At 69.8% G+C, this 23,373-nt stretch carries 18 protein-coding genes and 1 pseudogene; 9 read left to right on the forward strand and 10 right to left on the reverse strand.

The window, feature by feature from the left end; translation table 11 throughout:
* Window positions 1–55 precede the first annotated feature (55 nt).
* Window positions 56–1,255 carry a zinc metallochaperone AztD gene (gene aztD / locus IE226_RS34700; RefSeq protein WP_190085440.1) on the forward strand — a complete coding sequence of 400 codons (1,200 nt, stop codon included), beginning with the start codon at window positions 56–58 and terminating at the stop codon, window positions 1,253–1,255.
* A 145-nt stretch (window positions 1,256–1,400) separates the two neighbouring features.
* On the opposite strand, the pseudogene IE226_RS44345 reads toward aztD, so the two are convergent.
* From IE226_RS44345 to rpmF, 4 genes and pseudogenes are all read right to left on the reverse strand, one after another.
* Window positions 1,401–1,530 (reverse strand): annotated as a pseudogene (locus IE226_RS44345) (metal ABC transporter permease); the annotation flags it as partial.
* Between the two features lie 25 nt (window positions 1,531–1,555).
* Complete coding sequence (locus tag IE226_RS34705) at window positions 1,556–1,945, reverse strand: Fur family transcriptional regulator (RefSeq protein WP_229871719.1); 390 nt, start codon at window positions 1,943–1,945, stop codon at window positions 1,556–1,558.
* 310 nt (window positions 1,946–2,255) lie between these two features.
* Window positions 2,256–3,443 (reverse strand): GTP-binding protein, encoded by a 1,188-nt coding sequence (locus IE226_RS34710; protein ID WP_190085442.1) that lies wholly within the window; start codon window positions 3,441–3,443, stop codon window positions 2,256–2,258.
* Window positions 3,444–3,450: 7 nt separating this feature from the next.
* On the reverse strand, window positions 3,451–3,621 hold the full coding sequence (gene rpmF, locus IE226_RS34715; protein WP_190085443.1) for a 50S ribosomal protein L32: 171 nt from the start codon (window positions 3,619–3,621) through the stop codon (window positions 3,451–3,453).
* Between the two features lie 175 nt (window positions 3,622–3,796).
* Between rpmF and IE226_RS34720 the strand changes: the two genes are divergently transcribed.
* Together IE226_RS34720 and IE226_RS34725 are read left to right on the forward strand one after the other, a co-directional pair.
* Window positions 3,797–3,997 carry a hypothetical protein gene (locus IE226_RS34720; protein ID WP_190085444.1) on the forward strand — a complete coding sequence of 67 codons (201 nt, stop codon included), beginning with the start codon at window positions 3,797–3,799 and terminating at the stop codon, window positions 3,995–3,997.
* A 121-nt stretch (window positions 3,998–4,118) separates the two neighbouring features.
* On the forward strand, window positions 4,119–5,114 hold the full coding sequence (locus tag IE226_RS34725; protein WP_190085445.1) for a threonine ammonia-lyase: 996 nt from the start codon (window positions 4,119–4,121) through the stop codon (window positions 5,112–5,114).
* On the opposite strand, the gene IE226_RS34730 is transcribed toward IE226_RS34725, so the two are convergent.
* On the reverse strand, window positions 5,099–5,959 hold the full coding sequence (locus IE226_RS34730) for a DUF72 domain-containing protein (RefSeq protein ID WP_190085446.1): 861 nt from the start codon (window positions 5,957–5,959) through the stop codon (window positions 5,099–5,101). The genes IE226_RS34725 and IE226_RS34730 overlap by 16 nt on opposite strands.
* A 145-nt stretch (window positions 5,960–6,104) precedes the next feature.
* Between IE226_RS34730 and IE226_RS34735 the strand changes: the two genes are divergently transcribed.
* Window positions 6,105–6,557 carry a hypothetical protein gene (locus IE226_RS34735; protein ID WP_190085447.1) on the forward strand — a complete coding sequence of 151 codons (453 nt, stop codon included), beginning with the start codon at window positions 6,105–6,107 and terminating at the stop codon, window positions 6,555–6,557.
* A 120-nt stretch (window positions 6,558–6,677) separates the two neighbouring features.
* Here IE226_RS34735 and IE226_RS34740 read toward each other — a convergent pair whose 3' ends face one another.
* The 5 genes from IE226_RS34740 to IE226_RS34760 all read right to left on the reverse strand — a co-directional run bounded on the left by IE226_RS34740 (window position 6,678) and on the right by IE226_RS34760 (window position 15,414).
* Window positions 6,678–8,147, reverse strand: coding sequence for a NucA/NucB deoxyribonuclease domain-containing protein (locus IE226_RS34740; protein ID WP_190085448.1), 1,470 nt, complete (start codon window positions 8,145–8,147; stop codon window positions 6,678–6,680).
* A 211-nt stretch (window positions 8,148–8,358) separates the two neighbouring features.
* Entirely contained in the window at window positions 8,359–11,418 is a 3,060-nt protein-coding gene (locus tag IE226_RS34745) for an alpha-mannosidase (protein ID WP_190085449.1), read from the reverse strand.
* A gap of 107 nt (window positions 11,419–11,525) precedes the next feature.
* The gene (locus tag IE226_RS34750; RefSeq protein WP_373307089.1) at window positions 11,526–12,554 is read right to left on the reverse strand and encodes a LacI family DNA-binding transcriptional regulator; all 1,029 of its coding nucleotides are present in this window, start codon (window positions 12,552–12,554) and stop codon (window positions 11,526–11,528) included.
* Window positions 12,555–12,703: 149 nt separating this feature from the next.
* Entirely contained in the window at window positions 12,704–13,708 is a 1,005-nt protein-coding gene (locus IE226_RS34755) for an ROK family protein (RefSeq protein WP_190085451.1), read from the reverse strand.
* Window positions 13,705–15,414, reverse strand: a complete 1,710-nt coding sequence (locus IE226_RS34760; RefSeq protein WP_190085452.1) for a class I mannose-6-phosphate isomerase — start codon at window positions 15,412–15,414, stop codon at window positions 13,705–13,707. The genes IE226_RS34755 and IE226_RS34760 overlap by 4 nt, the downstream gene beginning before the upstream one ends.
* Before the next feature lie 289 nt (window positions 15,415–15,703).
* Here IE226_RS34760 and IE226_RS34765 point away from each other — a divergent pair, with 289 nt between their 5' ends.
* The 5 genes from IE226_RS34765 (at window position 15,704) to IE226_RS34785 (ending at window position 23,345) form a co-directional block, all read left to right on the forward strand.
* Window positions 15,704–17,017 carry an ABC transporter substrate-binding protein gene (locus tag IE226_RS34765; protein ID WP_190085453.1) on the forward strand — a complete coding sequence of 438 codons (1,314 nt, stop codon included), beginning with the start codon at window positions 15,704–15,706 and terminating at the stop codon, window positions 17,015–17,017.
* Entirely contained in the window at window positions 17,014–17,973 is a 960-nt protein-coding gene (locus IE226_RS34770) for a carbohydrate ABC transporter permease (RefSeq protein ID WP_190085454.1), read from the forward strand. Before IE226_RS34765 ends, IE226_RS34770 begins: the two co-directional genes overlap by 4 nt.
* A 2-nt stretch (window positions 17,974–17,975) precedes the next feature.
* Window positions 17,976–18,836 carry a carbohydrate ABC transporter permease gene (locus IE226_RS34775; protein WP_190085455.1) on the forward strand — a complete coding sequence of 287 codons (861 nt, stop codon included), beginning with the start codon at window positions 17,976–17,978 and terminating at the stop codon, window positions 18,834–18,836.
* Between the two features lie 52 nt (window positions 18,837–18,888).
* On the forward strand, window positions 18,889–20,067 hold the full coding sequence (locus IE226_RS34780; RefSeq protein WP_229871720.1) for a glycoside hydrolase family 76 protein: 1,179 nt from the start codon (window positions 18,889–18,891) through the stop codon (window positions 20,065–20,067).
* 86 nt (window positions 20,068–20,153) lie between these two features.
* On the forward strand, window positions 20,154–23,345 hold the full coding sequence (locus tag IE226_RS34785) for a glycoside hydrolase family 38 N-terminal domain-containing protein (RefSeq protein ID WP_190085456.1): 3,192 nt from the start codon (window positions 20,154–20,156) through the stop codon (window positions 23,343–23,345).
* Window positions 23,346–23,373: the final 28 nt, after the last annotated feature.

The raw sequence follows: 23,373 nt of genomic DNA on the forward strand, positions 1-23,373 counted from the left end.
CGGCCGCCCACCACACAATCCCGCGCCCCCCGGGGCCGGAGAGGACATACACACAATGAACAGGTCGACACGCGCCAGAATGCTCACGGGGGCGGCCCTCGCCCTGACGACGTCCATGGCACTGACCGCCTGCGGCGGCAGCGACGACGTCTCGTCCGACGCCGAGCCGACGCAGACGAAGAGCAGCAAGGCCACCGCGGTCAAGAACCCGCTGGTCGCCTCCTACGACGGCGGACTGTACGTACTCGACGGCGAGAGCCTGAAGTTGGCGAAGACCGTCGAGCTGCCCGGATTCAACCGGGTCAACCCGGCGGGCGACAAAGACCACGTCATGATCTCCACCGACAGCGGCTTCCGCGTGTTCGACGCGGCCCGGCAGTCCTTCACGGACGCCGATTTCAAGGGTTCGAAGCCCGGTCACGTCGTACGGCACGGCGGCAAGACAACCCTGTTCACCGACGGTACGGGCAAGGTGAACGTCTTCGATCCCGCAGACCTGGCCGACGGGAAGCAGCCGCAAGACCGGAACTACACCTCCGCCAAGCCCCACCACGGCGTCGCCATCGAACTGGCCAACGGTGAACTCGTCAGCACCCTGGGCACCGAGGAGAAGCGCACCGGCGCCCTCGTCCTGAACAAGAAGAACAAGGAGATCGCACGCGCCGAGAACTGCCCGGGTGTCCACGGAGAGGCCGCCGCCAAGGGTGAGGTGGTCGGTCTCGGCTGTGAGGACGGCGTACTGCTCTACAAGGAGGGCAAGTTCACCAAGGTCGACGCCCCCGACGACTACGCCCGCATCGGCAACCAGGCCGGCAGCGACGTCTCCCCGGTCCTCCTGGGCGACTACAAGACCGACCCCGAGGCGGAACTGGAACGGCCCACCCGCATATCCCTGATCGACACCCGCACGGCGAAGATGAAGCTGGTCGACCTCGGCACCAGCTACTCCTTCCGTTCGCTCGCCCGTGGCCCGCACGGCGAAGCCCTGGTGCTCGGCACCAACGGTGTTCTCCACGTCATCGACCCGGAGACCGGGAAGGTGGACAGGAAGATCGAAGCGGTCGGCGACTGGACGGAGCCCCTGGACTGGCAGCAGCCCAGGCCCACCCTCTTCGTCCGTGACCACACGGCGTACGTCTCGGAGCCGGGCAAGCGCCAACTGCACGCCTTCGACCTGGACTCGGGTAAGAAGCTGAAGTCCGTGAAGCTGCCGAAGAGCACCAACGAACTCTCCGGAACGGTGGACGGTCACTGACCGGTCCTCTCCCCAAGGGCTTCTCCCGGAGCGCCCGCCGACAGACGGTCGGCGGGCGCTCCACGCTGCCGTGACAGGGGATCATGCGAGCGCGGCGGAGGCCGGTGTGTCCTGCTGCACCGACCGTCCGGCAGGTCAGGGAGACGGTGCGAGATCGTCGTGACGTACGGGCTCGTGGGAACGCAACCGCCGAGGGCGAGCAGGATGCCGCCTTCGCCGGAGACGACCGCGAAGACCACGCTGGGCAGGGGCACGGGGACGCCGGGGCTTGATGTGCGCTCCATCGGCAGTTGGCCGCCTTCAGGCGTGCTGCTCCCCGGAGTTCGGGGTGGTGGGCCGGGGGAAGCGGCACCGGTCGCAGACACCGGTCAGTTCCACTGTGTGCTCGACCTCGGTGAAGCCCATGACCTCGGAGACGTACTCCGCCCAACGTTCGACCACGCCGGCCTCGACCTCCGCGCTGAGGCCGCAGTCGCGGCAGACGAGGTAGTGGCGGTGCCCGTCGGCGGGGCGGGGCCGGTAGAGCCGTTCCCCGTTCTTCTCCCGTACGACGTCGAGCCGTCCGGACCGGTCCAGGGTGTGGAGAGTCCGGTACACCGTGGTCAGGCCGATGGTGATGCCCTCGGCTTCCAGTGCTTCATGCAACTCCCGGGCGGAGGTGAAACCGGCGCGCTGGTGCAGAGCGCTCATCACGGCCTTCCGCTGGCGTGTCGGGCGCAACGGCGCCGGCAGCTGAGTTACTGATGTTTCGCGCAGGCCGCCCACCTCCAGAATCGTAAGGTACATGGTAATCATTTCCATCAGCGATTCGGGAGCGGGACTCGCCTGCGGATGTCAGGGCAGGCGCAGGAGACTGAGCCGGTAGCCCTCGGCTTGGGGGGAGGCGCTGGACGGCGATCGCGGCAGGCTTCTTCCTGTCGTCCCCGGGCGGGCCTTTCTGGCACAGGCATGTACCGGGCCGGACGGTGCCGTCGCTGCGACCACCGCCAGGCCCGGAGTCTCAGTGCCCCGTCACGGTGGTGAGGGGGACGTGCTCGTGCGCGCAGCTCTCGTCGAAGCCATAGGTGTCCCAGGCGGGGAAGGGGTCGGAAGCGGGCAGGGCCTCGCCTTCCCGCATCAGGCAGCCGGTCAGGGCGGTCCGCAACGGCTCCGCTTCCAACTGGGTTCCGATGAAGACGAGTTCCTGGGCGTGAGGGCTGTCGGTGTCACGAGCGTAGGAAGGCTCGAAGCGCGCCACCGAGCCGGCCTGCGACCACAGCCCCGTCACTCGGGGCCGGCTGGCGAGGGCGAAGAAGCCTTTGGACCTGAGAACCTGCCCGTAGGCGCCGCTGTCCAGCGCCTCCGTCACAAATGTCCACAACCGCCCTGGGTGGAAAGGGGTTCCGGAGCGGAAGACGGTCGAGGAGATGCCGTACTCCTCCGTCTCGGGAACATGGTCACCGTTGAGTTCCCTGACCCACCCCGGGGCCTGCTGCGCCCGCTCCAGGTCGAAACTGCCGGTACCCAGGACCTCGCCGACCGGTACGCGGCCCCGCACGGCCGGTACGACGCGGGCGGCGGGGTTGAGCCGTGCCAACGTGGCCCGCAGCCGGGCGGCGGATGCGGCGTCGACGAGGTCGAGCTTGTTGAGGACGATGACGTCGGCGAACTCGATCTGGTCCATCAGCAGGTCGCTGACAGTGCGTTCGTCGTCCTCGTACTGGTCCAGGCCCCGTTCGGCCAGCTCGTCACCTCCGGCCAGCTCGAGCAGGAAGTTGGCGGCGTCCACGAGCGTGACCATCGTGTCGAGGCGGGCCAGGTCGCCGAGCGTGGCGCCGTCGTCGCGGGCGAAGGCGAAGGTGGCCGCCACCGGCATGGGCTCGGAGATGCCGGAGGACTCGATGAGGAGGTAGTCGAAGCGCCCGTCGCGCGCCAGCCGGTCCACCTCCTCCAGGAGGTCGTCGCGCAGGGTGCAGCAGATGCACCCGTTCGTCATCTCGACCAGGCGCTCCTCGGTACGCGACAGGGCCGCCTCGCCACCGCGCACGAGGGCGGCGTCGATGTTGACCTCGCTCATGTCGTTGACGATGACGGCGACGCGCAGACCCTCGCGGTTCCCGAGGACATGATTGAGCAGAGTGGTCTTTCCGGCGCCCAGGAATCCCGACAGGACGGTGACGGGGAGGCGCCGCGAGGGGGCGTGAGTCATGCGGGCTTCAGCCTTCGGGGCGGAGCAGGCCACGCTCGTACGCCTTGGCCAAACGCTGGGGGACGCGGTACGGCACGCCGTCCAGTGTGACCACCACCAGCTGCGGCGTCGTGGCCTTCCACTGCGCGCGACGGTGCCGGGTGTTGCTGCGTGACATCTTGCGTTTGGGCACGGCCATGAGGACCTCCGGTGTGTTCGGTGAGCAGTGAGCACAGCAGACGGTACATGAAAACGAATGTCATTACGACTGAGGTTCGGCGTCACTTGAGGGGTGGGGAAGGCGGTGTCAGGCGGCATCAGGCCGGGCATGCAGCGAGTGGTGAGGGTGGTGACGGTGACGGCGGGGGGATCTGATGATGTCGAAGACCGGCTCTGGGTTGCTGTTCCTGTTCTGCTACGTCGATTTCGTTGCGGCGCTGGCAATCGGGGACTGGATCTCCAGTGTCGAGGGCCTGCTGCTCTATGGCGCTCCGGCCGCTTTCGTCGCCGGAGTTTTCATCTCTGCCGTGCATGACGCGTACCTGCGCAGGGAGCAGCGCAAAGCGGTCCGGTAGGCGGCGTGAGCCGAACGCCCGAACGCCCCGAGGAACCCGCCGGAGGGCGGCACCTCAACCGGCCCGCAAATCACGGAAGTTGTCCACGGGACCAGCGCCGGTGGCGCTACGCTGCTGTGTCGTGCAGGAGACGCGCCTCGACACTGCCCGGATACGGGCGGCCCGCCGGGTAATCGATCCGGTCTTTCTCGATACTCCGCTGTACCGCTGCGAGGCGCTGGAGCACGACCTCGGGTGTGCGGTGAGCATCAAGCTCGAGACGGCGAACCCGGTCCGCAGCTTCAAGGCACGCGGCACCGAGGTCGTCGCCAGCCTGCTGGCCGACAACGCCTCGCGAGCCGTGGTGTGCGCGAGCGCGGGCAACCTCGGCCAAGCCCTCGCGTGGTCCGGTCGTGGCCGGGGACTGGACGTCACGGTCGTGGCATCCCGCTTTGCGACTCGGGCCAAGCTTGATCGCATCCGCGCACTGGGCGCCGGGTTGGAGCTGGTCGACGGCGACCACGAGATGGCTCGCGAGCGGGCGGCGGCGATTGCGCGGTACGACGGCATCAGGCTGGTCGAGGACAGCCTGGACATCGAGACCTGCGAGGGCGCGGCGACCATCGGCCTGGAGCTGGTGGACACCGCGCCGTCCTTCGACACCGTCCTGATCGCTCTCGGCGGCGGGGCGCTGGCCACCGGCGTGGGTCATGTGATGAGGGCCTTGGCGCCCGAAGTCGAGGTGATCTGCGTCCAGCCGCTGGGCGCGCCGGCGATGACACACTCATGGCGCCAACGGCGTGTCGTCACCACCGACTCGACCGACACCATCGCTGACGGCGTCGCCGGCCGGCGCCCCATCCCGGCCGTCCTGGACGACCTTCTCCTGGTCGCCGACGACGCCGTCCTGGTCCGGGAGGCGTCGATCACCGCCGGTATGCGGATGCTCCTCGACCACGCCGGTCTCGTCGTCGAACCGTCGGCCGCGCTCGGCATCGCGGCGATCCTCGAAGACCGTGACCGCTTCGCCGGGCGGCACATTGTCACCATCGTGTGCGGCAGCAACGTCGACGTAGACACCTACCACCAATGGGTCGGCGCGGCTCCCATCCACAGGCTCGGTCATGTCTGTTCGTGATCTGCGTAGAGCAGGCGGTGCATCTGTTCGGCGGCCCGTGCTGAAGCGTCGCCGCAGCAGTTGTTGAACAGGACGTGGACCCGGTCTGTCTGCCGGGCGAGTTCACGCAGCCGCGGTAGCCACTGGGCGAGTTCGTCTCGGGTGTACGTGTACCGGAAGCGCTCTTCCTTGCTGCCTCGCCCCCACGACGGGTTGCGCCCGTGGAAACGCACCACGGCCAGCCGCTGGGCGGTCACGGGCGCGACGGGCGGCAGGGAGGAGGGCAGGCCCTGGACCATGTCGACGGCGACGGCGCTCATGCCGTGCTCGGCGAGCAGGGAGCACGTCGAGGCGGCCTGCTGTGCGCGCCACCAGTCGGGGTGCCGGAACTCCACGGCGATGGGCCAGCCGGCCGTGCGCCGCGCGGTCTGCGCCAGGACCTGTTCGGCACGGGCGCCGGGCTGCAGCCAGGGCGGGAACTGGAACAGTACGCTGCCGAGCCGTCCGGTCTGCCGCAGTGGTTCGACCGCCTGGGCGAAGCGCGCCCACACGTGGTCGAGTACGCCGCCGTCGCGGGGATCGGCCGGCAGTCCGTCGGGCATGACCGCCTGGCGGGTGGGGTGTCCGGTCAGCAGGGAGAAGGCTTTGATGTCGAAGGTGAAGCCGTCCGGTGTGCGCTGGGCCCACATGCGGCTGACGCGTTCTTGGGGCAGGGCGTAGTACGAGGCGTCGGCCTCGACCACCGCGAACCGTTCCGCGTAGTACCGCAGTCGGCCCTCGGCGCTGCGGTGGCCGGTCGGATACCAGCCGCTGCGCATCAGTGCCGGGTCGGTCCACGAGCAGGTGCCTGTCAGGATGTCGCCCATGGGGATCCGGTACCCGCGAGACGCGAGTCTGATCGTGGGATCGCGCGCCGCGGTGGCCGGCACGGCCTCGATCGGGTAGTCGGTGGCGCCCGGGCGGGTCCTGCGGCAAAGTGTCACCCCTGGCAGCGGTCTCAGGAGGTGTCGTATGTCCCGAATCGTGGCGTCGCACGAGCTGAAAGTGGTCGTGGACCACCGGCTGTTCGGCCTGGTCGACGAGGAGGGGCAGGACGGGGAACGGCCGGCGTCACCGCGGTCGGTGGGCAGTTTCGTCAGCTCCAACGCCACCATGCTCTACATCGGGTCGGACGAGGACATTCTGAACGCGCGGTTGCGCCTGGAGGCCTGGGACGGTCCGGCGGCCCTGGCGGAGGAGTGGCCGTCGACGGAACTCGTGTCGCTTGACCTGCCCTCGGGCCGGTTCCTGGTGGACGAGATCGCGGCCGGGGGCAAGTCGGACGTCTTCAGGCTCCCGCATGCCGGCAAGTGGCGGGCACGGGTGGCGTGGCGGGAGAACGACCCTGCCCCGGACGGTGGGTTCGCCGAGCCGGGCGGCTGGGCCCTGGTCCAGTTCTGGCCGGACGCGGACCGAGCGGACTGAACAGACGGAGCGGGCTGAACGGACTGAACGGGTACGTGTGTGGGGCCCGGCCTGTCGGCCGGACCCCACACGAGCGGTACTCAGAAGCGGATTGGTTCCCTCGGCGGGGAGCTCGGCCGCTCAGCGAATGGGTATGTAGAACGCGTCCTGATCGAGCAGCCGGTCGACGTCGTACCAGCGGCCGAGGCGGCGCCCGGCCTCCTGGTTGACCTCGCTGTTGACCCAGCGCGCCGAGTAGTGGCGCTCATACTGGGCGCCGCCGTAGGGCTCGTCGGGGAACAGGTGCCGTCCCGCGCCCTCATAGGTCGAGGCCATGGGGTATTCGTCGCAGTCGTATGGTCCCTGGTTCACCGGCAGGGTCGCCTTGAGGTCCTGCATCGCTTTGGTGGCGCAGAAGTTGCGGACGATGCGCCGGTTCTCGTCGTACCGGAAGCTCTGCTTTTCGCCCTTGGCCTGTGCGAGCCGGTGTATGGGGTCGCCGGGTGTGCCGCCGGCCAGGTGCTTGTCGGTCTGGGTGGGCATCGTGGCCCCCGGGTTGGCCCTTGCCTCTTCCAGGTGGGTGGCGACGCCGCCGACGGCCGCGTCGGACTTCGTGTACGACATGCCGGGCACCGCCCGGTCGAACACGGAGCCGAGCTTGTGCGACTGCAGGTACCACGCCGAGTCGAACCGCATGCCCCCTTCGGGACCCTCGGTGTCGATGAACTGGAAGTACCACGGCAGATCAAACTCGTACTCGATGTGGAACACGCCGGTGGCGATCTGTTCGCCCCACAACGGGTCCGAGCTGACCGCCTGGGAAGCGATGTCGAAGTACGCCTCGTTGTTCACGCGCCACTCATTGATGGACTTTTCGGTTTCCTCGTTCTCGTGTGCGTAGCAGGCGTGCTCGTCGTTGTGGTTGGGCTCATCGTCCTTGTAGTCGCCCTCGCACTCCATGGCGGCGCTCATGTCCGCTCCGGAGCCGGCGAACGGGCCGGTGGTGACGATGTTCTCCACCTTGAGCCGGAAGTCGGCCCAGCGGAAGTTGGGGTGATCCTCGTGACCGCCGACCTTGCCGTAGCCGATCAGCGTGTTCGACGAGGAGTAGGTGCCGGCAAGCCGGCATCGCGGAGGGAAGAGCCCGCATTCGAAGGCCGGCATGAACACCAGGTGCTTCTGGCAGTACGAGTAGCGGTTCTTGATCCACCCGGCGTCCTGTGACGCGGCACCGGAGTTGGTGTCGCACTCGTCCCAGTTGGTGTAGTCGTAGATGTCGTCCGGGATGCGGCCGCTCGGGAACCGTGAGGAGTCCACCACGTAGCTCGCCGGATCTGCCGCGAGGGCTGACTTCTTCGTCATCTTCGAGGGGCCGTTGGAGGTCGACGGCTTGATGCCCAGCCGGTCCAGATCGCCGTGTTTCTTCACTTCCTCGACGAGTTTCTCCGGTTCGGCGATGAGTGCCGGGTCGGAGATGACGTACGGGGTGATCTTGTAGGTGGTCTTTTTGTCTTCCTGCTGGCTCTGTGCCGGGGCCGGTACGGCGCCGACCAGCAACAGAGCCGCGGCGGCCAGACCTGTGACGGCCGCCTTGATGCGTAACGATCTCACCGTGCTGTTCCCCCTATGCGATGCAGTAGACGTGCGTCACGTCATTGCAAACCCAAGGGATGGTCGTGTACAGGTCAAGAAACGCCAACATTCGGGCACGCCGGCCGCCCTGGAAGCCAGCTCAACGTCTTTCGTGCTGGGTGCCCGAGTGTCCGAAAGGGAGGGTCTGTTGAAGATTCACAGAGCTGCCGCCCCCTCCGCCGCGCGGAACTCAGTCGCGCGGGAGCAGCCGTACCGTGACGATCTGGAACGGGCGCAAGGCGAGGGCCACCCCGTCGGCGGTGACGGCCGGTTCGGGTTCGTCCGCGAGGGGGCGTTCGAGAAGGTCGGTCATGGTGGCGGAGGCCAGGGGAAATCCCGCGCGCAAGGTCGCCTTGGCGCGGCCGCCGAGCGATTCGTAGAGACGCACGATCACGTCACCCGAGCCGTCGTCCGCGAGCTTGACCGCCTCGATCACGACACCGGCGTGGTCGACACCGACCAAGGGGGCCACGACGGCCGTGCCGGCGACGGCGCGTTCGGCAAGGTTGAAGCCGTAGCCCTCGCGGACGGCGTCGCCGATGTCCGCGCCGATCACCAGGCCGTAACGGAACCGGTGTTCGCCCTGGTCGGCTTCCGGGTCGGGGAAGAGGGGGGCGCGCAGCAGCGAGAGCCTGGCCGTGGTGGTCGTACCCCCGTCGGGCCGCACGTCGTGGGTGACGTCGTGGCCGTAGGTGGAGTCGTTGACCAGGGCCGTTCCCCAGCCAGGCTCGGCGAGGTGCAGGAAGCGGTGGGCGCAGATCTCGAAGCGGGCCGCGTCCCAACTGGTATTGGAGTGAGTGGGTCGTTGGACGTGGCCGAAGGGGATCTCGCCGGTGGAGTGGCCGGCGCGGAGGTCGAAGGGGAACGCGGCCTTGAGGATCTTCTCTCGCTCCCGCCAGTCGACGGTGGTGTCGATGTCGAGTCGGCGGGCCCCCTCGCCCAGTGACAGCCGTTGGCGGATGCGGGACCGGTTGACGATGCGTACGACCTCGATGGCGTCGCCGTCGGCGCTGACTTCGTCGGCCCGGGTGAGGTCGTGGACGGTGTTGCGGTAGAACGCGTCGACGTCCCAGGCGTCCCATTGGTTGGGGAAATCCTGGTGGAGCTGGAGGAGGTTGCCCAACGTGCCGGGGGCGAGTGCTTCGCGCCCGGCGGTCAGATCGTACGCGGAGGTGATCAGTCCACGGGCGTCGACCGTGATCCGCACGAGGCCGTTGTCCAGGACGAGACTGCCGTCGCGGCCTGCTCGTACGGGCGTCGCACGGGGCGCCGTGTTCCGGGGTGCGGCGCCGAGGGCGGGCACACCCGCGCGGCTGTGCGGGGCGGCGTTGAAGATGACTTCGCCGCCGTCGGTGGCCGGCGGGCCGGCCAGGGCTCGTTGGGCAGCGTCGATGATGGCGTTCAGCTCGCGGGCGGCCTCCTGGTGGGCCTCTTCCGTCTCCCGGTGTACCCAGGCGATGGAGGAGCCGGGCAGGATGTCGTGGAACTGGTGGAGCAGAACGGTCTTCCAGATGCGGTCGAGTGCGGCGTACGGGTACGGCTCACCAATACGCACCGCCGCGGTGGCGGACCACAACTCCGCCTCGCGCAGCAGGTGTTCGCAGCGCCGGTTGCCCTGTTTGGTGGCGAGCTGGCTGGTGAGGGTGCCCCGGTGGAGTTCCAGGTAGAGCTCGCCGACCCATACCGGCGCGTCGGCGTACTCCTGCTGTGCCTTGGTGAAGAAGTCGGCGGGGCCCTCCATCTCGACCTTCGCCGAGCCCTCGAGGTCCGCGAGCCGGTCGGCGCGTGCCAGCATCTCGCGGGTGGGCCCGCCTCCGCCGTCGCCGTAGCCGAAGGGCACCAGGGAGCGGTTGGCTGCTCCCTTGTCGCGGAAGTTGCGTTCGGTGTGGCCGATGTCGGCGCCGGAGAGGTCGCCGTTGTAGGAGTCGACGGGCGGGAAGTGGCTGAAGACGCGGGAGCCGTCGATGCCCTCCCACCAGAAGGTGTGGTGCGGGAACGCGTTGGTGGTGTTCCAGGAGATCTTCTGCGTCAGGAACCAGTCGATGCCGGCGAGTTTCATGAGCTGGGGCAGTGCGGCGTTGTAGCCGAAGGTGTCCGGCAGCCACATGTCGCGCGTCTCGACGCCGAATTCCTCCAGGTAGAACCGCTTGCCGTGGACGAACTGGCGGACCAGGGACTCGCCGCCGGAGAGGTTGGTGTCGGGCTCGACCCACAGGCTGCCGGTCGGCAGGAACTGCCCGGTCGCCACCTTCTGCCGCACCCGGGCGTACACCTCGGGGCGCAGTTCCTTGAGCCAGGCCAGTTGCTGGGCCTGGGACATGACGAACCGGAAGTCGGGGTGGTCGTCCATCAGGGCGGTCACGTTCGATACGGTGCGGGCCGCCTTGCGGACGGTTTCCCGTACCGGCCACAGCCAGGCCGTGTCGATGTGCGCGTGGCCGACGGCCGAGATGCGGTGGGCGCTCGCGTGCGCGGGCGCGGAGAGTGCGGGGGACAGCAGGGTCCTCGCCTCTCCTGCGGTGCCGCTGATGTCCTGGAGGTCGATCGCATCGAGAGCCCTGCTCACCGTGGTGCGGATCTGGCTGCGGCGGGTGGAGTCCTCGGGAAGCTGGTGCATGAGCCCGGACAGCACGTCGAGGTCCTGGACGAGTTCCCAGACGGTCTCGTCGAAGACGGCGAGATCCATGCGGGTGAGCCGGTACAGCGGTTCGCCCACGGGCCCGGCGGGGTTGTCGGAGCGCAGCCAGGAGGCGACGTCGCCCGCACGGGTGGGGACGAAGGGGTCGCCGGCGGCGGAGTCGAAGATCAGCGGGTTGGCGGCGGCCTCGATGTGGAACTCGAAGTCCTCGCCGCCCAGGGCTCGTTCGGCTATCAGGAGCCAGGAGTTGCGCGGGTTGAGGGCCTTCACCGGTGTGCCGTCCGCCCGGTAGACGAGTCCTTCGGCGGAGAACCCGGGCTGGGTGGTGCCGAAGCCGAGGTCGAGCACCGCCTCGACCCGTTCCCCGGCCCAGTCCGCGGGGATGGTGCCGCGGATCCTGAACCAGCTGGTGGACCAGGCCGGCCCCCAGTGCGCGCCGGTGTCGATCGGCTTGTAGGGCCCGGCGATCCCTTCGCTCACCGGCAGGGGTTCGCCCGGGATGTGATGGGCGCTCACCTCAAGTGGGACGGAGCGGGCGTGGACTGCGGGCCTGAGGCGCTGGTCGAGTACCCGAGCGAGTCGGCGTTCGGTCAGCGTACGGTCGTCGTGCATGGTGACTCCGTCGAGGATTCCGCGCGCGGGGGCGGCAGGTCTGTCCGCCGGGCCGGCGGACGGCTCGGTGAGCGTCGGCGGGCCCGGAGGAGCGGATGGCAGCAGTTTTAGGTGAGGTCGGCGCCGTATCGGATGACTTCGATGGGGACCACCGAACGTCGTACGGGCAGCGGGGTGCCGGGACCCGCGTTGATGCGGTCGACGAGCATCTGGCCGGCTCTGCGCCCGATCTCGTCGGCGTCGTAGGAGGCGAGCGTCAGCGGGAGTCCGAGGACGTCCGCGAGGTCGAAATCGTCGAATCCGGCCAGGGACACCGGGGCGCCGAGGGTGCGGACGGCCCGGATGGCGCCGTGGGTGAGACGGTTGTTGGTGCAGAAGAGGGCGGTGGGGGCGTCCGGCTCGCTCAGCAGGGCGACGGCGGCGCGTTCGGCCGTGGCAACGTCGGACAGTCCGCGGCGGATGTGGCGCTCGTCCGGTTCCAGGCCGGCTTCCTCGTGGGCGGCCCAGTAGCCGCGGAACCGTTCGGCGCCGGTGTAGAGCGCCGGCGGGTTGCCGAGGAAACCGATGCGCCGGTGGCCGTCCTCGATGAGCCGGCCGGTGGCCGCTTCGGCTCCGCCGAAGTCGTCCACCAGGACGCAGTCGGCTTCCAGTCCCGCCGGCGGCCGCGAGGCCAGGACGAGGGGCATGCCGCGCAGGGCCGCCGGTGTCAGGTGTCGGTGGATGCCGCTCGCGGGCACGACGATCATTCCGTCGACCTGGCTGGCGGCGAGGTCCTCCACCAGGCCGCGCTCCCGGTCGGCCTGTTCGGCGGTGTTGCCGAGCAGGACGCGCAGGCCGTGTGCGTAGGCCACCTCCTGGACGCCGAGCGCCAGGCGGGAGTAGAAGGGGTTGGACAGGTTGGTGACGAGCAGACCGATCATCCCGCTGCCGCCGACCCGCAGACGTCGAGCGGTTTCGTTGCGCCGGTAGCCGAGTGCGTCGACGGCGCTCAGCACCCGCCTTCTGGTCGCCTCGGTGACCCGGGGGTCGTCTTTGAGTACCCGCGAGACGGTCATCGCACTGACCCCGGCACGGGCGGCGACGTCGCGCATCGTCGGCGCGGCGGCGGCGGCGTCGGTCGGTCGTTGCTGCGCCACGGCCGGTCCTTCCTTCGTGCCGTCAGGGGGGCTGCGCCGACGGTGGGTTGCCGGAGCCGCGGGCGCCGCCATTGTAGAGAGTGTCCGGCCATCGGCGGCGTCCGACCCGGCGGGTGGATGCTGCGGCCCGCCTTCGCGGGTCGTGAGGGTCACGGCCGGGCCGCTCGGTGGGCGATACCGGTGACGGGGGCGGCGGCGAGGGCGGCCGGATCGGGCGGGGAGCCCTCGGGCCGGTGCGCAAGGGCCCAGTGCGCGGCGCCGATCAGGGGTGCGTCGTCGGGGCGTCGGGCGGTGCACAGGTCCATCGCGGCGATGATGCGCTCCGCTCCTGGCCCGGCGGCCTCGGCTCCCAGGGTGAGACCGTCGCGCAGCGCGGGACCGATGAGGTCCCAGGAGGCGGCCATGGAGCCGCCGATCACCATGACGTCCGGCCGGAAGGCGGCACACCAGGGTGCCAGGGTGCGCCCCAGCGTGGTGAAGCACCCGCCGATGGTCCCGGCGGCGTGCCGGTCGCCCCGGCGGGCCAGCTCGGCGATGGTGCTGACGTCCGGGCCTTCGGCCGTGTCGTCCAGACCGGCGGCCCTGGCATAGCGCGTACGGATCGCCCACCGCGAGACCACCTTCTCCAGCGGCAGTCCGTCGACGCTGATGCGGTGGGCCCGGCCTTCCGGCGGGACAGCGGGCCCTTCGGTGACGGGGTGTCCCTCGGACAGGAAGGAGGATCCGACGCCGGTACCGAGCGTGAGGCACACCGACCGGCTCCGGCCGGCCGCGGCACCGCTGTGGTGTTCTCCGAGGGCGAAGGCGTCGGCGTCGTTGAGGAAGCTGATGACCTGCGCGTGCGGCAGCCGCTCGCGCAGCCCCTGTCCGACGTCGAGGTCGTGCAGCGCTTCGAACTTGCCGATGCCCCGGAATCTGCCGATGCCGGCCGCGTAGTCGAACGGACCTGGTACGGCGACACCCCAGTGCGCACCGGCGGGCGCCGGTATGTGCCGGGCGGCCTCGGCGAAGGAGTCGAGGATCTGCGCGGCGCCCGCGTCGGCGGACACCGGCCTGCGGACGACGGAATCGGTGACCGGCGGGCCGCCGGCCGTGTCCACCAGGGCGGCGGTGACGTGGGTGCCGCCGATCTCAAGGACGGGCACGCGGGTCATGAGGGTGTCACCAGGGACTTGACGACGTGGACGGGCCGTGCGCCGACGGGGTGCAGACGGTAACCGCCCACCGCCGCGGGCACGGTGAGTGTCTCGGCGAACGCGAGGTCGTGACGCCGGCCGTCGGCGGTCTCCACCACCACGCCGTCACCGGCGGCGACGTTCAGGATGTGGAAACGGCCCTTCGTGTCGTCCTGCGCCGGGCTCGTACCGTCGAGGACGAAACGGTGGACCGCGTAGAACATCTCGGGCAGGGAGCCGACGACCTCCTCGCGCCAGCCCGCCGCCTCCCGCAGGACGCGCGGCTGCTGGACGAGATCGGCGACGACGTCGGTGCCGCGCCGCGCGGTGTCGAGGTTGGCGAAGGCGTGCTGGTGCGACAACGGCCTGGGCACTCCGGAGGCGCGGCGCAGCCAGTCGTAAAACCGCAGCGAGTAGAGGTACGGGGTGGCGCTGATCTCCAGAACGAGGTTGCCCGCGCCGGAGGCGTGCGGGGTGCCGGCGGGGATCATGTACAGCTGGCCGGGGTCGGCCGGGAACGTCTGGATGTGGTCCTCGACGCGCAGCGGTGTGCCGTGCGTCGCCGACGCCTGCACTTCCTTGCGCAGCAGGTCCACGTCCGTACTCTGCCGCAACCCGAGGAAGACCCGGGAGCCGGGGTCGCTCGCGGTGACGTAGTAGGTCTCGTGTTGGGTGTAGGGCCAGCCGAAGTGTTCCCGCATGTACTGCTCCTGCGGGTGGCAGTGCAGGGACAGATTGCCGCCGCCGACGGTGTCGAGGTAGTCGAAGCGGATCGGGAAGGAGGTGCCGTAGCGCTCGTGCACGTCCTTGCCGAGGAACTGTTCGGGGTGCAGGACGCACAGGAGCTGGAAGGGCAGCTCCACCTGTGCGCCGGCGTCGGGGCCGACGAGAACGCCGGCTTCGGGAGCGATCAGCTCGTAGCCGAGGGCGGTGTTGCCGTTGTCGGGCTCGAAGCCGAGCTCTTCGGCGGCCCACTTTCCGCCCCAGGCGGTGGAGTTGAAGTACGGGCGGGTGCGCACGGGCTGCCGGGCGAGCTCGGCGAGGGTGACGCGGACCGCCGTGCCGTCCAGGGAGGCGGGGGACCGCGGGTCCTGTAGGTCTATCCACCGGTCGATCCGGGGCGCGAGCGCGTCGCGGTGGCGGTCGGCGACCGGCCAGTCCGTGTAGAAGAGGCGGCGCAGGTCGCCGGGCACGTCGGGGCGGCCGAGGTTGACGCCCACGGGCAGCGTTCCCGAGGCCACGGCGCTCTCGGCGTACCGCTTGGGCAGGTCCGCCCACCAGATGAGGTCGGGTGAGCACAGGGCGGCGCCGGGGCCGAAGACCAGCAGGACGCCGTCGGCGGGTCGCGCGACGGTCGGCGCGCCCTCGAACAGGTCGGCCATCTCGAACTCGGCGAGCGGCAGGAAGAAGGTGTCGGCGTCGTCGTGCGGGGTGCACAGCCGCTCGACGGCCGCCGACGACCAGCGCTCGCGTACGTCGAGGACGCCGCCTTCGAGGGACCGCGCACGCAGGGCCGCGGTGATGCTTCGGGCGGCCTGGTTCCAGTCCAGGGCCGCGGGTCCGTCCAGGGCGAGCACGGCCGGCCGGTCGGGCAGGGTCGCCACGGCGTCGTCCCACCCGCTGACCACGGCGCCTGCGGCCGGGTAGCGGGGGTTGCGTTCGTACGGTCGGGGCTGTGAGTGCACAGGTACTCCTGGGGATGTGAGCGGGGCAACCGCCGCGATGGTATCGATAACCATAGGGGGGAACAAGGAGCCGTATCCCCGCGTGGACCGTAGACGCAGATAGGCATGGGCGCTTCCGGGGAATCCCGTCACGGACTCTTGTTTCGGTTACATGTTGTCGTTAACATCCTCGCCATCCGAACCGCGGATGCCGCGCGGTACGGCGAGATCTCGCGGAGGGCCCCGTGCCCTCCCACCCACCACACCCAGAGCCAGGGATCCCCGCCGGGATCCGCAGGGAAGGGAACCCATGAGATCAATCGGCGGGGCGACACAGCGGTCGTCCCACCCACTCGGCCGCCGCGGCGTCCTTGCGGGCATCGGCGCGGGCGCCGCGGCCGCACTGGCCGGCTGCGCCCGGGGCGACAGCACCGCGGTCAAGCCCGGCACCACCTCGCTCGCCAACGACAACGCCACCTGGGACCAGGGCTACGTCGCGGCCGGGCACGAGCTGAGGAAGCTCACCGGGTACGCACTGCGTCCCCTGTCCAATCCCAACCCCACGTCGTACAAGCAGGTCACACAGATCTCGCTGCAGACGACCAAGGCCACCGACATGATCAAGTGGGCCTCGGGCTACTTCCTCAAATCACTGGCCCGCACCGGGGAACTCAGCGACCTCTCCTCCGTATGGGCCGACTACGAACGCAAGGGCTGGGTCACTCCCCAGACGCGTGCGGCGATGTCCTACCGCGGCTCCGTGTACGGGATACCGCTCTACGAGTCCTACTACGTGCTCTTCTACAACACGGCCCTCTTCCGCAAGCACGGCCTCAAGGCGCCGGACACCTGGGACGAGCTGCTGCACAACGCCGAGGTGCTGAAGAAGGCGGGCGTCGTCCCGTTCGTCGCCACCCAGACCGGCAACTGGCCCGCGTACGAGTGGTTCCAGGAACTCGTCAGCAAAGTGGACCCCGAGTTCTACGCCGAGCTGACCAGCGGGAAGGCGTCGTACACCGACCCGCAGGCGCAGAAGGCACTGCAGATCTGGCAGGACTTCATGGACAAGGGCTGGATGACGCCGGCCGACTTCGACCAGAACAACGGCCCTGCCGCGCTGAAGACCGGGCGGGTGGGCATGTTCCTGCACGGTTCCTGGCAGTCGCAGGGGATCGCCGCCACCGGCATGAAACCGGGCGTCGACTTCGACGCCTTCGTCATGCCGCCCGTCGAGCGCTCCACCCGCCGCTCCGTGATCACCGAGTCCGGTGTGCTCGCCGTCCCGCGCAAGGCCGTCTCGCACGACGCGGCGATGGCCAACGCGGCGCACTGGCTCGACCCGAAGGTCCAGAAGGTGTGGACCGACTTCCTCCAGGACGCCTCGGCCAACCCGCGCTCCCGTCCCGGAAACCCCGTGATGGCCGGCCTCAAAGACCGTGCGCTGAAGGAGCGTTGGACGCTGCTGCCGCGCTACGGCGAGTCGGGCCCGCCCAACCTCATCCAGGGCAACACCGACGACCTGGGCAGCTTCATGACCGGCGCCTCTTCCCCGCGCGCCACGCTGCGCAGCATGGCGAGCCGGGCGTCGAAGGAGTGGGCCGCGTGGGAGAGGGACGAGGCATGAGTTCTTCCGTCGAGCAGCGGCCATCGCCGCTCCCCGCGTCACGCACCTCGCCCGGCCCGCGGCCGGACCGCTCGCCGCCCGGCCGGCGGCCCGGCAGGCGGATGCGGGAGAAGCTGGCCGGGGCCGGGTTCCTGGCTCCCGCCGTACTCCTGGTGAGCGCACTGCTGCTGCTCCCGTTCGCCTCGACCGTCTACCGCAGCTTCTTCGACGACCGGCGCGTATCGGGCTTCGCCGGCCTCGACAACTACACCCTCTTCCTCAGCGACCCCGTACTGACCCGGTCGATCCAGAACACCCTGATGTGGGTGGTCGGCACGGTCGCACTGCCGCTCCTGCTCGGCCTCGCCATCGCCGTCCTGACACACTCCGGCGGGTGGTCCCGTGCGGCCCGCCTGGTCGTCGTCCTTCCCTACGCCCTGTCCGGCTCGGCCGTCGCCGTGGTGTGGAACTTCGTCCTGACCACCGACGGCGCCGCCAACCAGCTGCTCCAGGCATTCGGCATGGACTCACTGGCCCGGGGCTGGCTCCTGGAATGGCCCGGCAACACCCTGGTCATGATCGCCGCCAATACGTGGCAGTCGGCGGGCGTCGCCGTGATCCTCTTCCTGGTCGGCCTCCAGACCATCCCGCCCGAAACCCTCGAAGCCGCCTCCCTCGACGGCGCGGCGGGCTGGCGGAAGTTCTGGTACGTCGTCCTGCCCCAGCTGCGGACCGTCTCGGTGATCGTCGTCGGCACCAGCCTGGTCAACGGCCTCAAGTCCTTCGACCTGATCTGGGTGCTCACCCAGGGCGGGCCAGGCCGGGCCTCGGAGACGCTCGCGGTCTCGATGTACCAGGAGACCTTCCTCGCCCTGCACCCCGGAGCCGGCGCGGCGGTCGCGGTCGTCCTCACCACGATCGTCCTGATCGCCTCGTGGCTGTACCTGCGGCGTCAGCTGACCCCGAAAGGCAACTGATCATGACCACCATCCGCACCACACGCAGGTCCGCTCCGCGCGCGAGGCCCACACCGGGCCGGATCTTGCGCAACGCGACCCTGGTGGTCATCTCCCTGGCCTGGGCACTGCCCACCTGGCTCCTGCTGGTCAACGCCCTGGTGCCGGCGGCCGACTACGGCGGGACACCGCACTGGTGGCCACAGGGCTTCGGTCTCTTCGACAACATGTCCCGGGCGTGGACGCAGGCGGATCTCGGCCCCGCCATGGGCAACAGCCTGCTCTACGCCGTCACCAGCGCCGCCGCGGCCATCGTGGTCGCCACCACCGCCGCGTTCGCCACCGTCGTCATGCCGGTCAAACACAAGACGCTGTGGTTCTGGCTGATCTACTCGGGCACCCTCCTGCCGCTCCAGGTCTTCCTGCGGCCACTGTTCCTGGCCTACGCCGACACCGGGCTCTACGACGCCCAGTTCGGGCTGTTCCTGGTGTACGTGGCCATCGCCATCCCGTTCGCGTACTTCATCATGCGCAACTTCGCGCTGACCCTGGCACCGGAGATCATCGAGGCCGCCCGCATGGACGGGGCGTCATGGTGGCGGATCTTCTGGCAGATCCACGTACCGCTGTCCCGGTCCGCCATGGTGGCCGCGTTCGTCTTCCAGTTCGTCGCCGTCTGGAACGACCTGCTGTTCGGCATCACGCTGTCCACCAGCAGCAACATCCGCCCGGTGATGGCCGCACTGGCCGAACTCCAGGGCAACTACTCCAACGTCGGCCCGCCCGTGGTCCTCGGCGGCGCGCTCCTGGTCTCGCTGCCGACTGTCGTCCTGTTCTTCTCCGCACAGCGCTTCTTCGTCAGCAGCCTCAAGCTGCACGGCTGACCCGCACCCCGGCCACCCCTCACCGATCCACCTTCCCGAAAGGCAGACCCTGGTGAAGACATCCGCACGCGCCGCCCTCGCCCTCGCCGTCCTCTCCGGAGCGCTGTGGGCAAGCCCCGCCCAAGCAGCAGAAAACGACCGGGACACCACGCCCGCCACCTGGGCCCACCGCGCCGAGATCAGCTACGACTCCCTGCAACGGCACCTCTACCAAGGCCCGCAGGAGCACGGCCTGTACCTGGAGAAGACGCCCCGCAAGGCGGAGGAGAACCCCCACTCCTACCTCTGGCCCCTGCGCGAGGCGGCCGCGGCCACCGTCGACATGTCCGAACTGCCGCGCGTCGGCGCTCGCTACGACCGCGACGCCGCCGAACGCTTCGCGACCCTGCGGCTGTACTTCAACCCCCGTGACGGAAGGCCCGGCTACGACTCCTACCTGCCCGCCCCGCTCGGCCAGGGCGGTGACGTCTTCTACGACGACAACGCCGTCGTCGGACTCACCTTCCTCGACCAGTACCGGGCCACCGGCAAGAAGGCCTACCTCGAGCGGGCGGCGGAGACCTTCGACGTCGTCGGCCGCGGCTGGGACGACGACCCCACCAAGACGTGTCCCGGTGGCTTGCACTGGGTCGACTCCCCGGCCAACTACATGCGCGCCGCCAACGTGACGGGCCTCTCGGCCCAACTGGCCGCCGAGCTCTACGCCATCGAGCGCGACGAGCGATACCTCGCGAGCGCGAAGAAGTGGTACGAGTGGAACTGGTCGTGCCTGCGCCGCTCTCCCGGCCTCTACGACAACAGCCGCGACGACGACGGCACCGTCAACAAGACCCTGTGGACGTACAACTCCGGCGCGATGATCGGCACCGCGACCACCCTCTACCAGGCGACGGGGGACCGCAGCTATCTCAAGCGTGCCGTCGAGGACGCCAACGGCTCGCTCGACTACTGGAAGCAGGGCGAGCGGCTGCACGACCAGCCGGCGATCTTCAACGCCTTCTACTTCGACAACCTCCGCATCCTCGACGAGGTACGGCCCGACCGCGCGTACCGACAGACGGCCGCCGCCTACGCCGAGCAGACCTGGAAGAACAACCGGACGCCGTCCGACGGCCTCTTCCGCTTCCAGCCCTCCGGCGGAGGGGACCACGCCCCGGACGCCCCGGCCGAGACTCTCCACCAGTCCGCCATGATCCAGATCTTTGCCGGCCTCGCCACCGACCCTTCCTGAGGCCGGGCCTCGCCACCGACCGTTCCTGACCCCCACCCGCCCCGAGCAGCACGCCCCAGCACCGCACACGAGTGGAGACCTCTCCCATGCCCCGCCCCGAACTTGCCCGTCCCTCCTGGTGGGACTCGAACATGGCCCGCGACATCCTGCGCGACCGCGCGGTGTCCGCCGAGGGAGTCCTCGGCGGACACCGGATCCGCCTCGCCTGCGAACCGCTCCTGCGCCACGACGGCTCGGGAGGCCTGCTCCAGTCCGTCCGCGTCACCACGGGCGGCCGACCGGTCACCCGCGCCCGCGTCACCACCCTCGCGGGCAGTGCGCTGCGCTGCGACGTCCTGCCGGGACCGGGCGACGAGACCCGGCTGCTGGTACCGGAGGTGGAAGCGCCCACACCCATCCTGGTCGAGCTGCCGGAGCTGGCCGACGGGGACAGCGTCGAGGTACTGCTGACCCCCCAGCGCCACTGGACCCTGCACCTGGTCCAGCACGCCCACCTGGACATCGGCTACACCGACCCGCAGAGCACCGTGCTCGCCGAGGGACGCAAGTACCTCGACTCCCTGCTCGAACTGTGCCGCACCACGGACGACTGGCCCGACGAGTCGAAGTTCCGCTGGGCGGTCGAGGGATTCTTCAGCTACGAGAACTGGTCGCAGAACCGGCCGCCGCGGATGGTCGAGGAATTCCTGGACCGGGTACGCGAAGGCCGAATCGAACTTGCCGCGATGCCCTTCAATCTGCACACCGAGACCTGCTCCACCGACGAACTGCACGAACTCCTGCGCCCCATACGCGAGTTGCGCCGACGTGCGGGCATCGACATCACCACGGCCATGCAGACGGACGTGCCGGGCCAGGTCGTCGGCCTTCCCGACGTCCTTACCGACAGCGGGATCCGCTACCTGTCCGTCGCCCACAACTGGGCAGGACGTGCGGTGCCCCACCACGTCGGCGGCCAGGACCTGCCGCGCCTGTTCCGCTGGCGGGCACCCAGCGGGCGCGAGCTGCTCGTGTGGCGCACCGACACCCCGCACGGCCTCGCCTACATGGAGGGGTCGATCCTCGGCTTCGACGAATCCTTCGACCGCGTCGACGACCTGCTGCCCCACTACCTCTCGGCGCTGGCGAACCACCAATACCCGCACGAGGGCCGCGGCATCCCCGGATTCCCCGTCCTGGACGAGGAGTTCAAGGGCGACCCGTACCCGTGGGACATCCTGCACCTGCGGGTCCTGGGCAAGTTCGCGGACAACGGACCGCCGCGCCGCATCATCGCCGACACGGTGCGCCGGTGGAACGAGGAGTGGGCCTTCCCCGTCCTGCGCACCTCGCGCAACGAGGACTTCTTCATCGACGCCGAGGAACGGCTCGGCGACCGGCTCGAGACGTTCGAGGGCGACTGGACGGACTGGTGGGTCGACGGCGTCGGCGCGGGCGCCGTACCGCTGGCCGCCACCCGCGACGGGCAGGCGGCGCTCGCCGACGCGCAGACCGTCGCGGGGTACGCGGAGATCCTGGGGGCATCGGACGGGATATCTGACACGGCATCGGGCGGGGTGCCGGACGGGGTATCGGACGGGGCGCGGATCACCGGGGCCGCGCCGCAGGTGTACCGTGCCGCCTCTCTGTTCAACGAGCACACCTGGGGCGCGGGCGATCCCTGGACACACGGCGACCACGGTCACGCCTCGGGCGAGCGGCAGTGGCACTGGAAGTACGCCCAGGCCCTCAACGCCCACGACGGGGCACGCACCCTGCTGGATGCCGCGAGCGCCGCACTGGGGGAGCGGCTTTCGTCGCGCGCGGGGACCCTCGTCGGCTACTACGTCGTCAACACGTGCAGCTGGGAGCGTTCCGAGACGGTCCGGCTCTTTCTCCCCGAGAGCACGGTCCCCCTCGACGAGGCGGTGCGGGTCGTCGACGCCCGCGACGGCACCCCGCTGGAGATGGTGGAGGAAGAGCAGAGCAACGAACTCCACCGTGCTGCGGGGCGCTTTCTGCTGTTCCGGCTGCCGGGCGTACCTGCGCACGGAGCGGTCCGGGTGGACATCGAGCCTGCCCCCGTCCCCGCGGCCGAGCCGCAGGCGAAAGACGGCGCTCCGGCCGGTGCCCCCACGGTCCTGGAGAACGAATTCCTGCGCGTCCATGTCGATCTGTCGTCCGCGTGCATCGACTCGATCGTGGACAAGCGGACCGGTGCGGAACTGGTCCGGCAGGACGCCACCGTCGGTTTCAACGGCTATCTGTACGACGAGTACGCCACGGCCGGCGGGTTCAACCACCAGTCGAGCAAGACCACCGCCGACGCCTCGATGCACCTCCTGGCCACCCGGAGGACGGCGCCCCCGGCGGCCCTGGTGGAACGGACATCGGACGCCACCGGCGAGACCCTGGTCTACGAATGCGCACCGGCCGGCACCCGGCGGCTGCGGGTCACGGTCCATCTGCCGCGCGCGAGCGCACGGATCGACCTGGAGAACCGCATCGACAAGACCGCGACCTTGACCAAGGAGAGCGCGTTCTTCGCCTTCCCCTTCGCGATGCACTCCCCGGCCCTGCGGATGGAGGCAACGGGCGGGGTCACGGGAACGGGACTGCCCACGGTTCCGGGCTCCGCACGGCACATGCGGGCCATCCGCCGCTGGGTCAGCCTCCAGGAGAACGGCACCGGCGCGGCACTGGCCACCCAGGACGCGCCGCTGATCCAGATGGGCGGGGTCGCGATCCCCTACGCGCCGTATCCGCAGTCACTGGCCCAGGAAGAGCCCGGGACCGTCTTCTCGTGGGTCCACAACAACATCTGGGACACCAACTTCCCCTCGCAGCAGGCATTCGACCATGTCTTCCGCTACAGCGTCGGCTGGGAGGAAGGGACGGCCCCCGGCGGTGCGGCTCTCGGCGTCGCGGTGCTCGGCATGCGCACGGCCGCCGTCGCCAGCCGCCCCCTGCTGGCGGTACGGGCCGGCCGGACGCCCGAAGCCAGCCCCGAGACCACGTACTCCCTGCTGACCCTCGACGACGCCCGCGTACGGGTCGTGGGCCTGACCGTGCCCGAACCGGGACGCCTGCTCGTGCGCCTGCAGTCCTTCGCGGAGGAGCCTGTCACCTGCCGCCTCACACCCGGGTTCGCCGTCACGGCCGCGGCATCCGCCGACTACCTCGGCACGGAGGGCACCAGACTGCGCGCCGAGCCGGACGGCTCCCTGCCGGTCCCTGTACCCCGGCTCGGCACCACGGCGGTGTCACTGACGATGGCTGAGAGTCCGGACCCCCGGTGAGGCGAAGCCGACCAGTGAACAGGGCGGG

The sequence above is a fragment of the Streptomyces longisporoflavus genome (assembly GCF_014649775.1).
GTDB lineage: Bacteria > Actinomycetota > Actinomycetes > Streptomycetales > Streptomycetaceae > Streptomyces > Streptomyces longisporoflavus.

Excerpts from the sequence above, each read along its gene's own strand:
- aztD (WP_190085440.1), top strand. The coding sequence starts at position 56 with ATGAACAGGTCGACACGCGCCAGAATGCTCACGGGGGCGGCCCTCGCC.
- IE226_RS34705 (WP_229871719.1), bottom strand. The coding sequence starts at position 1,945 with ATGAGCGCTCTGCACCAGCGCGCCGGTTTCACCTCCGCCCGGGAGTTG.
- IE226_RS34710 (WP_190085442.1), bottom strand. The coding sequence starts at position 3,443 with ATGACTCACGCCCCCTCGCGGCGCCTCCCCGTCACCGTCCTGTCGGGA.
- rpmF (WP_190085443.1), bottom strand. The coding sequence starts at position 3,621 with ATGGCCGTGCCCAAACGCAAGATGTCACGCAGCAACACCCGGCACCGT.
- IE226_RS34720 (WP_190085444.1), top strand. The coding sequence starts at position 3,797 with ATGATGTCGAAGACCGGCTCTGGGTTGCTGTTCCTGTTCTGCTACGTC.
- IE226_RS34730 (WP_190085446.1), bottom strand. The coding sequence starts at position 5,959 with ATGGGCGACATCCTGACAGGCACCTGCTCGTGGACCGACCCGGCACTG.
- IE226_RS34735 (WP_190085447.1), top strand. The coding sequence starts at position 6,105 with ATGTCCCGAATCGTGGCGTCGCACGAGCTGAAAGTGGTCGTGGACCAC.
- IE226_RS34745 (WP_190085449.1), bottom strand. The coding sequence starts at position 11,418 with ATGCACGACGACCGTACGCTGACCGAACGCCGACTCGCTCGGGTACTC.
- IE226_RS34755 (WP_190085451.1), bottom strand. The coding sequence starts at position 13,708 with ATGACCCGCGTGCCCGTCCTTGAGATCGGCGGCACCCACGTCACCGCC.
- IE226_RS34765 (WP_190085453.1), top strand. The coding sequence starts at position 15,704 with ATGAGATCAATCGGCGGGGCGACACAGCGGTCGTCCCACCCACTCGGC.
- IE226_RS34770 (WP_190085454.1), top strand. The coding sequence starts at position 17,014 with ATGAGTTCTTCCGTCGAGCAGCGGCCATCGCCGCTCCCCGCGTCACGC.
- IE226_RS34775 (WP_190085455.1), top strand. The coding sequence starts at position 17,976 with ATGACCACCATCCGCACCACACGCAGGTCCGCTCCGCGCGCGAGGCCC.
- IE226_RS34785 (WP_190085456.1), top strand. The coding sequence starts at position 20,154 with ATGCCCCGCCCCGAACTTGCCCGTCCCTCCTGGTGGGACTCGAACATG.